12 protein-coding genes are annotated in these 12,540 nt (G+C 37.5%); 6 read left to right on the top strand and 6 right to left on the bottom strand.

Annotated features, from left to right (window positions below; all coding sequences use genetic code 11):
* Window positions 1-15 precede the first annotated feature (15 nt).
* On the bottom strand, window positions 16-1,434 hold the full coding sequence (locus tag QWY88_RS01715; protein WP_304543405.1) for a response regulator: 1,419 nt from the start codon (window positions 1,432-1,434) through the stop codon (window positions 16-18).
* 157 nt (window positions 1,435-1,591) lie between these two features.
* Here QWY88_RS01715 and QWY88_RS01710 point away from each other — a divergent pair, with 157 nt between their 5' ends.
* The 3 genes from QWY88_RS01710 to QWY88_RS01700 are packed head-to-tail and all read left to right on the top strand — an operon-like array spanning window position 1,592 to window position 3,692.
* Entirely contained in the window at window positions 1,592-2,008 is a 417-nt protein-coding gene (locus QWY88_RS01710) for a histidine kinase dimerization/phospho-acceptor domain-containing protein (RefSeq protein WP_304543403.1), read from the top strand.
* 5 nt (window positions 2,009-2,013) lie between these two features.
* On the top strand, window positions 2,014-3,039 hold the full coding sequence (locus QWY88_RS01705) for an ATP-binding response regulator (RefSeq protein ID WP_304543400.1): 1,026 nt from the start codon (window positions 2,014-2,016) through the stop codon (window positions 3,037-3,039).
* Window positions 3,036-3,692, top strand: coding sequence for a response regulator transcription factor (locus QWY88_RS01700; protein ID WP_304543399.1), 657 nt, complete (start codon window positions 3,036-3,038; stop codon window positions 3,690-3,692). The genes QWY88_RS01705 and QWY88_RS01700 overlap by 4 nt, the downstream gene beginning before the upstream one ends.
* Here the strand turns inward: QWY88_RS01700 and QWY88_RS01695 are convergent.
* Complete coding sequence (locus tag QWY88_RS01695) at window positions 3,689-4,435, bottom strand: DUF481 domain-containing protein (RefSeq protein WP_304543397.1); 747 nt, start codon at window positions 4,433-4,435, stop codon at window positions 3,689-3,691. The genes QWY88_RS01700 and QWY88_RS01695 overlap by 4 nt on opposite strands.
* Before the next feature lie 120 nt (window positions 4,436-4,555).
* Here QWY88_RS01695 and QWY88_RS01690 point away from each other — a divergent pair, with 120 nt between their 5' ends.
* Genes QWY88_RS01690 through QWY88_RS01680 form a run of 3 tightly spaced genes read left to right on the top strand, consistent with a single transcriptional unit; the run spans window position 4,556 to window position 6,206 of the window.
* A complete protein-coding gene (locus QWY88_RS01690) occupies window positions 4,556-5,017 on the top strand; it encodes a rhodanese-like domain-containing protein (RefSeq protein WP_304543395.1) in 462 nt (153 codons plus the stop codon).
* A 16-nt stretch (window positions 5,018-5,033) separates the two neighbouring features.
* Window positions 5,034-5,324: a hypothetical protein gene (locus QWY88_RS01685; protein ID WP_304543393.1), complete on the top strand. Its 291-nt coding sequence runs from the start codon at window positions 5,034-5,036 to the stop codon at window positions 5,322-5,324.
* Window positions 5,325-5,369: 45 nt separating this feature from the next.
* Window positions 5,370-6,206 (top strand): hypothetical protein, encoded by an 837-nt coding sequence (locus QWY88_RS01680; protein ID WP_304543391.1) that lies wholly within the window; start codon window positions 5,370-5,372, stop codon window positions 6,204-6,206.
* On the opposite strand, the gene QWY88_RS01675 is transcribed toward QWY88_RS01680, so the two are convergent.
* Genes QWY88_RS01675 through QWY88_RS01660 form a run of 4 tightly spaced genes read right to left on the bottom strand, consistent with a single transcriptional unit; the run spans window position 6,203 to window position 12,540 of the window.
* Window positions 6,203-6,850 (bottom strand): ferritin family protein, encoded by a 648-nt coding sequence (locus QWY88_RS01675; protein WP_304543389.1) that lies wholly within the window; start codon window positions 6,848-6,850, stop codon window positions 6,203-6,205. The two genes, QWY88_RS01680 and QWY88_RS01675, sit on opposite strands and share 4 nt — an antisense overlap.
* A gap of 59 nt (window positions 6,851-6,909) precedes the next feature.
* Complete coding sequence (locus QWY88_RS01670; RefSeq protein WP_304543386.1) at window positions 6,910-8,295, bottom strand: efflux transporter outer membrane subunit; 1,386 nt, start codon at window positions 8,293-8,295, stop codon at window positions 6,910-6,912.
* Window positions 8,285-11,413, bottom strand: coding sequence for an efflux RND transporter permease subunit (locus QWY88_RS01665; RefSeq protein ID WP_304543384.1), 3,129 nt, complete (start codon window positions 11,411-11,413; stop codon window positions 8,285-8,287). Before QWY88_RS01665 ends, QWY88_RS01670 begins: the two co-directional genes overlap by 11 nt.
* On the bottom strand, window positions 11,413-12,540 hold the full coding sequence (locus QWY88_RS01660) for an efflux RND transporter periplasmic adaptor subunit (protein ID WP_304543382.1): 1,128 nt from the start codon (window positions 12,538-12,540) through the stop codon (window positions 11,413-11,415). The genes QWY88_RS01665 and QWY88_RS01660 overlap by 1 nt, the downstream gene beginning before the upstream one ends.

Raw genomic sequence — 12,540 nt, 5'->3', positions numbered from 1 at the left:
CTCTCCTTTTAATTATTAAAAAAACTCTATATCGTCATCATCATCTGTACTCAGACTTTTGTCACCAACGATACTTTCAATCTGCATACATGAACTAAAAAATGAACTGTCCAGATAATGGATATCTGCCGTACTTTGTGTTTCAAAGATATGCTCTTTCCATGAACGCAAGTCTTCACCTAGATGCTCTAACAACATCACTAATGTTTTTAGCTTTGTTTCATCTGCAACGATATCTTCGACATGGTCATTAAAGAACACACTTAATGAAGAAAGAGCATACGCAAGCCCGTTAAACTCAAATAGATTATTGATTACACGGATGTAAGCACTAAATACTACATCTGTGAAGTACGTTAAAGACTCTATGCTTTTTTCAGTTTCAATAATAATTAGTTGAGACTGCCACTCTTCATCTACACTGGCTAGTTCCATGATCTCTTCAAAAACATCACCACCCAATTCACTTACATAATCAGCTGCCGATGTTTTATTTACAAAGCTTTGACGTAAAATTTCTGTTTCACTAGAATTTACAACTCTTGTTTCTTTAGTCTCTATTTCCTCAGTCATAACCTCCTGTTCTAAGGTTTTTGTCGGTATTTCCGTTACCGTTTTTTCTTCAATTGTATTAACTTGCATCATCTGTTGTTCTACATTTTCATACGCCTTACTCAGTTTAAATGAAAGTGTTTGATCATGTACGATGAAACTTTCACCAAGCTGTTGCATCATAGGTGTCATTTCAGGATTGATACAAACAGAGTTGTTAAACTGTACGTTTATATAGAACTCATCATGACTCTCTTCAATAATTAACGTAACCGCTTCATCGTTTTGATGTGCATGTGTCATCAATTTATAGAGCACTTCCAAAACTTGATCATATCTCTGAGAGCCGGTTACTGTTTTGTCATGATACTGGTCAAACAGCCACATACCAAAATCCATAATTGCTGCCGTATTGCTAATATCAAAAATAGTTTTAAATGCACGGATATCGGAGTTAAAAGGGTTAAGGGCATCTTTTGTTGAGAGTGCTTCGGTGATACCTCTTTTTTTTCTGAGAGTTGATGCCAAGCTCTGTAGTTTATAGCGGATAAGTGATCTGTCAACCGGTTTATTAATATAAATATTGATCCCAACGTCATACATTCTTGCTTGGATGTTTACATCGTTTGATGCCGTAATAGCGATAATGGTAGTATTTGGATACATTTTTTGAATAATTTTAGATGCTTCATACCCGTCCATCTCCGGCATCATAATATCCATGAGGACAATATCGGGACTCCAAGCTTCTACTGTTTCTATTGCTTCTAAACCATTTGTTGCTTCTTGTATCGTAAAGCCGTCAAGCTTTTTACATATAGCATTTAACACTAAACGATTATCTTCATCATCATCTACGATTAGAAGTTTAATAGTATTCATTCTCTCTCTTTTTTAATTCATTTTCGACATTAAAACAGATAAGAATGCAAAAAGAATGCAAAAAGAATGCAAAAAAACTAATTTTAATGCAAAAAGTTTTGCAATTTAAAAAATATGTATTACAATTCTTCGTTTTAAAAATAGAGAAGGATTTTTTTTGGAAACAAAACATAGACACGACATGAAAAATCTACTCGGTACTATTTTAGGTTATGCCGAGATGTTACAAGATGAAGAACTTTCAACAGAACAAAACAAGATGGTTGCTTCTATTGAACGCAGTGCTTTAAAATTACGCGAACTTATTGTAGGCAAGGTTACTCCTGTTTATCAAACAGAAACTACAGAACAATTAGTTCAAGATGCGCCACTTTATATCCCTTCTCATGATGAGATAGATATCTCATCTGAACTCATGGAGAAGATAATCTCTTGTGCACAACTGGGACGCATCTCTTGTTTAGAGTCTATTATTAAAACAGTTGAAGAGCCTTTAGCAAGCTTTTTAGAAGCAAAAACTTCCATATTTGCATTTGATGAGATTGTACATTGGGCTACTCAAAGAAGTAATTAATCTATATGGAAACATCAAACCCGAAAATTCTGCTTGTAGATGACAATAAAGAGAACCTTCAACTCTTTACCAATGTTTTACGCCCCTATAACTATGATCTTAGTATCGCTACAAACGGTCACGATGCTATTAACTCTTTAAAACACTTTCATCCCGATCTTATTTTACTTGATGTTATGATGCCTGATCTAAACGGTTTTGAGACACTCAAAAAGATCAAAGCTGAGAAAGTGACACAAGATATTCCGGTAATTTTTTTAACTGCAAAAAATAGTACCGAAGATATTATAGAGGGGTTTGAAGCAGGTGCAGTTGACTATATGGTAAAACCTTTTCATCCCAAAGAGATGGTAGCACGCATCAACACCCATTTAGCTAAAGCAAACCTCTTATCAAACCTAAAAACGGTAATGGAGCACACTTTTCATGAACTCTATACACCTTTGAGTGTCATCAGCTCCGCTATGCAGATGCAGGAGTTGGAGTATGAAAAAAACAGCTATACCCAGATGACTTTAGCAGCATGTAGAACACTCCAAAATCTTTATGACGATATGTACTACTCTATCGATTATGCACATCAAGATAAAGAGGTCAGTACGTTTGATCTAGCTCAATTTATACAAGAGCGTGTAAACTACTTTCAACTTATAGCCGAATCAAGAGGATTAACCCTTACAACAACACTCCCTGAAAAGTTTACGATACATATCAATAAAAAAGAGATTGAAAGAGTTTTAGACAATCTAATTTCCAATGCTTTAAAATACTCTCAGGAAAATGAAAAAGTTTCAATCATCCTAGAACAAATAGAATCTTCTTGGGAACTCAGTGTATGTAACAGCGTTGATCAAAATATTGATGTTGAGATGATTTTTCAAAAATACTACAGAGAGAATGAGAAAGTATTCGGTATGGGGATCGGTTTAGCACTTGTACAGTCCCTTTGTAAAAAAAACAAGATCTACATCGGTGCAGAGTATAGAGATGAACTTTTTTGTATCTCTATGCTTCTAAAAGAGGCGATATGAAAATATTATTATTAGAAGATGAATTGCATCTAAGAAACAACATAACAAAATACTTTACAATCAAGGGACATGATGTAGATGCCTATGAGAATGGTGAAGAGCTTTTAAAAGATGCTAATCCTGCTGATTATGATTGTATGATTCTCGATATCAACACTCCCGAAATTGACGGATTTGAAGTATTGGAATATATTCGCAACAACAACATCAATACCCCCGCACTTTATATCAGTGCACTGACAGATGCTCAAAAAGTTTTAAGAGGATTTGAACTCGGTGCCGGAGACTACCTCAAAAAGCCTTTTGAGTTTGTTGAACTTGAACTCAGAATGTTGCGTATAGCATCAGCAGTTACTGAAACACAAAAAATAAAACTCAACAATTTTTCGGAATATGATTATGAGAAAAGAGAACTCTATATTGACGGACAAATACAAAAACTTTCAGTTACACAAAAGAGATTTGTATATATTTTAGTAAAGCATAAAAATGCCCTGGTTAGTTTCGAGATGCTGCGGGACTATGTATGGGAAGGAAAAGATATCTCGCATAGTACAATTTTATCGACTATGCGAAACCTAAAAACAATTTTTAGGTCTCAAAACATACGTAATGTAAAGGGTGAAGGATACATGCTAGAGATTATAAATTAAAATTTATACACTAAACTTGTTGCCTGTGTAAAGTCTCTTTTCTCAACAAATTGAGCAGGGTTTGAATCGTAATCGAAGTTCACTTTCAAAGAGACAAAAAGCTTTTTATATACATTTACTTCTAACTCCAATGCGTTTGTCACTATATAGTCGCTCAACTCATCAACTTTTGGCTGATAATACCCGATATAACTAATTCTTGCATCGTTGCTTAACTTGTTTGTATAAGAGATATAAATATTTGCTCTTGCATTACTTTCACGAGGATCGATCTGCGTTGTGTAGTTGATATGCTCACCGAATGCACCTGCTCCCACATACACTTTCCCCATCATTTGATGGAAGATATGAAAACGATACCCGCCACCCAATAAATAGCGGTGCTTTATCTTTGTAAACTCATTTGTTTGAGACTGCCCGAAAAATTCATAGTTAATATCTTTGTTATTATAAAACGTATGGATATAACGAAGATGTACATATGTTTTATTTGTATTTTTAACGCCTTCAACTTCTGCATAGTTTGCACTTGCTTGTAACCATGTTACATAAGAGCTGTTATTGTCATACTGAACTTTCAGACCACCTTTGTATTCGTCTTTATCGGTATTTCCGCGAGCATTTTGTACTGAAACTTCTACTAATCCACTGACTCCCGGTTTACTTCCTATCTCAACCGGTGCAATTGTAACTACCGAGAATGCATATGACACTAAACTTACTAACAAAAGAAAAAAACGCATCAAGCCCCTTTAAAAAATTTAGCGAATTGTAGTCAATGATCTCTAAACATTTTCTTTAAGTAATGAAACAGCATTAGAGTATATAATTACATTATAATTTTCATAAGGAGAAAATATACAATGAACAGATTAATTACACTTTTAGCCGTCGCTTCACTTTCAGTAAGTGCAATGGCATTTGATAACACACAAGCAAAACAGTTAGATAGATTTTATTCGAATATGACACAAGAAGCACTGGCAAAGTCTAAACTTACTGTCAGTGCAGATGCAGTTATGAAGATGTTACGTGAGAAAAAAGATTTTATCTTGCTTGATGTACGTACAGAAGCTGAAACTTCAGTTGTTAGCCTTGTAACGAATAATACTGTGAAGATCCCGCTAGAAAATCTTTTTAATGAAAAAAACCTAAATAAACTTCCAACTGATAAACCGATTGTAATAGTTTGTCATTCAGGGGCTCGTGAGCTTCTTGCTGCTTCAGGATTACAACAAATAGGTTTTAAAAACATCCAAATTGTCAAAGGCGGGATTGCAGCACTTGCAGTTGCAAACAGCGTAAAAAACGCACCGGTAAAATAAGCTATATAGATAGATGATGAAAAAAACGTTTCTAACACTAATTTCTCAAATAGTATTAGTATTTTTTCTTGCGTCATCATACCTTAGTGCTTCACACGTTCACTTAGACAATAGTTGTGACGATACAGATTGTGATATCTGTATCGTTGTAAAAAACTTTCAAAACATCTCTTTAGATACTTCCGAAAACAGTCCGGTTTTTATCCCGTTTCATTATGAGCTAATCGAGCCTGAAATTTCTATTGCTCTAGCTGTAAACTTCAAAGGCTTTTTCAGCACCGCACCCCCTGCTTCTCCTCTAATCTAATCAATACAAATTAACATTTTTATAAATACAGAGGAATAAACAACTATGAAACAACTAAGCATTCTGCTTGTTGTATTCTTTTTAAGTGCAACACTTTTTGCCCAGAATACAACACTAAAACTAACTTACGATACTTTTATGTTTGAGAATTCAAAGAAAAAAGAGAGAGGTTCAAGATACTCAACATATTTAGGATATACAAAAAAGGTTCACGACTTCAAAGTGATGTATGAAAAAACCCATACAAATACTTTTCAGCCCCCTTTAGACAAAGATCTTATAGTGCATAAATATTTTGCAAAATACGGATATAAACTAGATAATCACAACAGTTTTTCATTCGGTTATATCTATATTGATGACAACATTATGATGGAGGTGGATAACGGACACATATACTCTTTAGGGTATCAGTACAACGCCTTTAAAATCACCCAGTATCTAAGCGACTATAAAAATTTCAATGTGTACCAAACAGATATGCAGTATAAATTAAAAAAGAGATTTGATAATTTCAGTACAAACATGATCATTCTTGGAAAATATATCTACTTGGATAACAAAGACAGTAACCCTTTTACAAAAAATGCACAAAAAGAGTATTTTACTGCGGGTATAAAACTACATGCAGAGTATGAAACATTTCATTTTGGAGCCGGAGCATTGTTTGGAAAAAGAGTATTTGCTGTTATGGATGACGGATTTCGGGTACAACATCACGCTATGGAGATAAATAAAACCTATATGGCAGGAGTTACAAAAGATTTCAATCCATTTTCTCTTCAGGCAAAATATATCTACCAAAGAGCGACAGAAATCCCTATACAAAATGAAAATGTTTTAATTAAAAACATCATTTTGCAAGGAACTTACCGCTTTTAATAAAGATGTTCCCTTTTAAAGTACTCTTGGGGTACTTTACAAAGCGGACACGCTTTTGGCGGTTTTTTCCCTCGATGGACATGGCCGCACACTTCACAAACCCAGTACTCATCTTCGCTGCTGTTAAAAAATCCTTCAGCCTCTAGTGCCTTTTTCAGCTCGGCATATTCACGTTCATGTTCCACTTCCACTTTTGCGATCGCTTTTAACAGACGCGCAATATCTTTATGCCCTTCTTCCTCTGCGATCTTGGCAAAGTTCGGATACATCTCAGTGTGTTCGTAGTGCTCACCCTCTATGGCAATATCGAGATTTTTAAGCGTTTCATGCATCTCTATGCCATACATCAGTTTGTTATAAGCCTCATACTCCGCTCTTGCATGATACTTTTCATTCATGGCAGCTTCTGCAAAATGATCCGCGATCGCATGCCATCCCGCTTCACGAGCAAGTTCACCGAAAAACTCATACTTATTACGTGCCTGAGACTCTCCAGCAAACGCTTTCATAAGATTTACTGCAGTGAGATCATCAGTAATACAATCCATATGCTTCCCACAACATACCAATGTTCCGCCGCCTACATGCTGCACCTCTACTTCGTTCCCGCAAACACTGCATTTATATGTTTCATACTGTCTCATCTGCTCTCTCTCCTAAAGTTAAGTTAACTCTAGTATAGAGAAGTTACTCTTAAAAGTTACTAATCTTTTACACTTCTCCAACCGCCGCCGAGTGCTTTGTAAAGTGTCGCTTCTTCGATCAGAAGTTCAGATTTTGTCGTTACATATGTCAGTTGCGAGTTCAACAGTAAACTTTGTGCTATTAACACATCCAAATAACTGGTTGTTCCCTTTGCATACTTTTGTTTTGCTACTCTATAGGCCTCGTTATATGCATCAACTTGTTGCTCCATAGAATCTTTCTTTGACTTAATAGCTTTAATTGATTGTAGTGAATCAAACACCTCTTTATAGGCATTTTTCACAGTCTTATCGTATGCTATCAGAGCCGCTTTTTGTTCCGCATTGGTAACTTTGACAGCAGCTTCTATCCTTCCAAAGTCAAATAGCGGCATATATAAACTAGGTCCGATCCCCCATACTTGAGAGTTGCTGTTTGCCAGATTACTTAGCTTCTGACTTTGAAAACCGTAACTACCCGTAATTGAAAGATTCGGGAAATATGCAGCTTTGGCAACACCGATGAGTGCGGTTTTTGCTTTTAAATTCTCCTCCGCTATTTTTACGTCGGGACGGTTTTGTAAAAGGTTTGTCGGCAATGTTGTCGGGATCTCTACAAACTCCGGTAACTCTGTTTTTGTGTCTATACTACTCTCAAAGATCTCTTTAGGTGAACGCCCCAGTAATATCACCAAAGCACTCTGAGACTTCACTTTCGTAACGTTTAGAGCATCTATGGCAGTTTTTACAGAAGCTACCTCTGCTTTTGACTGAGCTACTACCAGTGCGTCTACTACACCGTACTTGTACTGTTTTTCTCTGTAAGCAAGTGTGGCTTCATAGTTTTTTAGATTCTCTTGTGCAATTTGAAGTTGCTCTTCTACAGCTACAAGGTTAAAATAGTAAGTCGCTACATCTGTAATGAGTGAGATGCGAAGTGTCTCTTTATTTGCATCTACTGCCAAAAAGTTTGCCAGATTTGCATCTCTTTGATTAGAGTTTTTACCCCAGAAATCAAACTCATAAGACATACTTGCACTCATACTGAAGTCATTATACAAACCTCCGAAAAATCCTGGATAAGCATTGACACTTCTTTTTTGTCTCAACGCTGAGGCGCTAAGATCTAAACTCGGATAAAGATCGGCATCGCTAATGTCATACTCTGCACGTGCTTTTTGAACGTTTACCACTGCAAGTTTTAGGTCATCGTTGTTTTTAAGCGCTTCTGCAATAAGTAAGTCAAGCTTTTTATCGTTAAAAGTTTTGAACCACTGGGCATTTACATTTATCTCTTTTTGTGAACTAGGAAGTGATAGCTCGGGCTTTTTATACTCCGGTGCCAATGAACATGCCGAGAAGAGCACAACTGAAGCACTAAGAGCCAGTAAAACTTTAGTTTTCATCTGAGTCCCCTTTGTTGAAAAATTTACTTTTTACACTCATAATAAGATAGTAAAACAGCGGTACGAAAAAGATACCGATCAGAGTCAGTACTACCATACCCCCAACTACAGTTGTCCCTATAATATGGCGACTGTTCGCCCCTGCACCAATGCTTAGAGCTAAAGGCAATGTCCCCATAATAAATGCAAACGAAGTCATAATAATAGGTCTAAAACGCACCTTTGCACCATCTATCGTTGCTTCTAAAAGAGTATAGCCACTACGCAGACGCTGCATAGCAAACTCTACCATAAGAATTGCATTTTTTGCCGCAAGCCCCACAAGGGTGATGAGTCCCACCTGAAAATAGATATCGCTCTCAAGTCCTCGCAGCCATAGCCCAAGAACTGCTCCAAAGAACGCAAAAGGAACCGCTAAAATAACGGCGAACGGAATACTCCAGCTCTCATAAAGTGCCGCAAGAATCAAAAATACAAAGATGATCGCATATACAAATGCCAGATTTGTAGTCCCCGCTAACTTTTTCTCCTGGTATGAAGTACCTGCCCAGCTTATGCTATAACCTTCAGGAAGTACATCTTTAGCTACCTCTTCAATAGCTTTTAGTGCATCACCCGAACTAAATCCAGGCTTCGCCATTCCCGAGATCTTCGCCGAGTCGAACATATTAAATCTTTGGATAATGCTAGGTCCCACAATTCGTTTAATATCTACCATCTCACTAATTGGGATCAATGCCCCGCCGAGTGCTTTTACAAAAACGTTTTTATAATCCTCAACTCCTTCACGGTACTCGCTTTTGGCTTGGATATTAACATGGTATGTACGTCCAAAAAGGTTAAAATCGTTTACATATTTTTGCCCGAAATTCGCCTGCAAAGTCGTAAAGATATCAGATACGCTTACACCGAGTGCTTTTGCCTTCTCCTCATCTACCGTGATCATATACTGCGGCACGTTTGTGTTAAGTGTAGTTCTGACCCCCATCAGTTCAGGACGACTATTAGCTTGCTGGATAATTTCTTGAACATAACCGTTAAGTGTTGTAAGCTCGCCGCCTGTTCTATCTTGTACATACATCTCAAATCCGCCCGTAGTACTCATACCTCGGATAGGAGGCGGTGTTACTGCGAATAAAAATGCCTCTTTATTTTGTGAAAATATTCCCATATATTTTCCCGCAATCGCCTGAGCCGAAGATGCAGGATCTTTTCTCTCACCCCAGTCTGTCAGGTGTACAAAAGAGATCGCAGAGTCGGTTTTATACGCAAATGTTGTAATATCAAGTCCTGAAAGTCCTGCCGACTTTGTCACTTGCGGATCAGCTAAAAGCTGATTGTTCACTTCATCCGTTACAGCTTTTGTACGCTCAAGTGAAGCTCCGGGCATCATGTTTTGAATAACCATAATAGTTCCCTGATCCTCATTTGGAACAAGTCCCGTCGGCAGACGCAGCATGATCATATACGCTGCACCTATCATCACAAAGAAAAGAAGAATATTGAGCACACTATAACGTAAAACACGCTGTACACCCGATGTAAAACTCTGTGTCGCTTTTTCAAAAAACTCGTTAAATTTACGGATCGGCCAAAACGGTGTCGGTTCTTCATGTTTTAAAAAGAGTGCACATAACGACGGTGTTAATGTTAAAGCGATAATTCCAGAAATCATTACCGAAATTACGATCGTGATGGCAAACTGCTGATACAGTTTTCCACTAAATCCACCCATAAATGCAGCCGGAATAAATACAGCCGATAAAACAAGGACAATAGCGATTACAGGGCCTGTAATCTCCTGCATCGCTTTTGTCGTTGCCTCTTTAACACTAAGGTGTTTATTCTCTTTTAATATCCTTTCAACGTTTTCAATAACAACGATGGCATCATCAACTACAAGTCCGATCGCCAAAGTAAGTCCAAAAAGTGTCAGCAGGTTGATCGAGAAGTCCATCGCGTAAAAACCTGCAAATGTTCCGATGATTGAAACCGGAATAGCAAGCACTGGAATAATTGTCGCTCTGAAATTTCCCAAAAACAGATAAATAATAGCTACAACCAAAATGATTGAAAGAATCAATGTAAAGATAACCTCTTCGATCGACTGCTCAACAAACTCAGTCGGATCGTAAGGGACACTTATCTTGATATCTTCAGGGAATTTTTTTGAAAGCTCCTCTAAAGTTTTATCAAGTGCTGCAGAAACCTCTAACGCGTTTGCTCCCGGTGCCAAGAAAACACCCATAGGCATCATCGGTTCTTTATTAAACGTCGCTTGGAAATAGTACGACTCAGATCCAAGTTCTACGTTAGAGACATCTTTAAGTCTTAAGGCTGAGCCGTCAGCATTTGAGCGTAAAATAATGTTTGAGAACTGCTCTGGAGACTGTAATCTTCCTTGTGCACGTACCGTATACGTATATACAGGATGAGAGTTTATTGGCTCTTGCCCTAGTTGTCCCGCAGCATATTGGTTGTTTTGACTCTTAATAGCATTTACTACATCTGTAATAGTTAAGTTATAGTTTGCCAGTTTGTCTGGGTCTATCCATACACGAATAGCATAATCTTTACTTCCGAAGATATATGCATCCCCTACTCCAGGAATACGCTTGATATCATCTAAAACATTTACAAGTACGTAGTTAGAGATATAAATCGTATCGTGCTTTTCTCCCTCAGAGGTAAAAGCTAAAACTTTTAACATATCAGGGGAGCGTTTTCTTACACTTACCCCTTGATCGCGTACCGATTGAGGCAGCTTAGAGATTGCTAACTGCACACGGTTATTTACATCTACGTTTGCCTGATCGGGATCTGTTCCTATCTTAAAGAGGACACTTAATGTAACGATACCGCTCGGTGAAGCCGTTGATGTCATATAGATCATATTGTCTACACCGTTTACAGCCTCTTCAAGCGGTGCGGCAACTGTTTTAGAGAGTGTCTGTGCATCTGCACCCGGGTAAACTGCTTGAACATTGATCTGAACAGGCACAACACTCGGATACGCTTGAACCGGTAATGATTTTATAGAGATAAAACCGGCAATTATTATCACGATCGATAAAACTGCCGAAAATATCGGTCTATTTATAAAGAATTTAGAAAACATTATTTTTCCTGAGAATTAATAGTTTTATCTACAGTTACAGGGCTGTTAGGCTTGATTCTAAAAAAGTTGTTTACAATCACAACATCTTTTGGTTGTACACCTGAAACTATAAACTTATCCCCTGAAGCTTCAATAATCTTCACAGGTCTCACGGCTACTTTACCATCAACTACTACAAATACAATTGTCCCTAAAGGGTTTTGCAATACCGCTTTTTGAGGTACAAAGAGTACATTTTTTGAAACAATACCTATTAGTTTTAACTTTGCGAACTCTCCCGCAATTAGCTGTGCATCTTTGTTTTTAAACACTGCACGAGCTTTAAGTGTTGAAGTAGCATTGTCTACACTCGTATCTATAAAATCTATACGCCCTTTCTCTGCATACTCTTTCCCATCTACAACAAGCAGAGCTTGAAGTTTTGCATTTTGCAACTCTTTCCAAGAGCCGTTAACTAGTGAATACTTCTGTTTTAACTTACTTATCTCAGGGATAGAGAATTCGGCATATAAAGGGTCTGTTTGTGTAAGTTTTACCAGCGGTGTCCCTACAGTTACATAATCGCCTGCATCAACCATTCTCATACCGGCAACACCGTTGATTGTCGCTACTACATTTGTATAGTTTAAATTCACCTGCACTTTTTGTAACTCTGCACGTGCTGTATCAACGTTTGCCTTTGCCGAAAGAAACGCGAAATATGCAGTATCTTTATCCTGCTCACTAATCGCTTTTTCGCTGTATAATCCCTCTGCACGTTCCCAATCTTTTTGCGCTTTTTCAAGTTGCACAGTTGCAACATTTAAATCTGCTTTTTTACTTGCCACTTCCGCCTCATAGATATCAGGCTCAATTTTATACATTGGCGTACCTTTAGAGAGTTTCGAACCCTCTGTATAGAGTTGCTTCTCTAACACACCAGATACCCTAGCCGTAATAGTTACCTCTTTTGCAGATGTTATACGCGCTGGATACTCTAACGAAACGGGAGCCTCTTTAGCCTCTTTTACCACATATACATCCACTTTTGGTGCCGGTGCAGCCGGTTTTGTTGCCTCTTGTGCCGTCAGTGCAGTTGCAAACAACAAACTCACTGCTAAAGATACTTTTGTTAATTGATACTTCAT

Origin of the sequence: Sulfurimonas sp. hsl 1-7, assembly GCF_030577135.1 — a bacterium.
Classification (GTDB): Bacteria; Campylobacterota; Campylobacteria; order Campylobacterales; family Sulfurimonadaceae; genus Sulfurimonas; species Sulfurimonas microaerophilus.
Note: the sequence above shows the minus strand (reverse complement) of the source record. Positions and strands in the feature narration are given on the sequence as shown.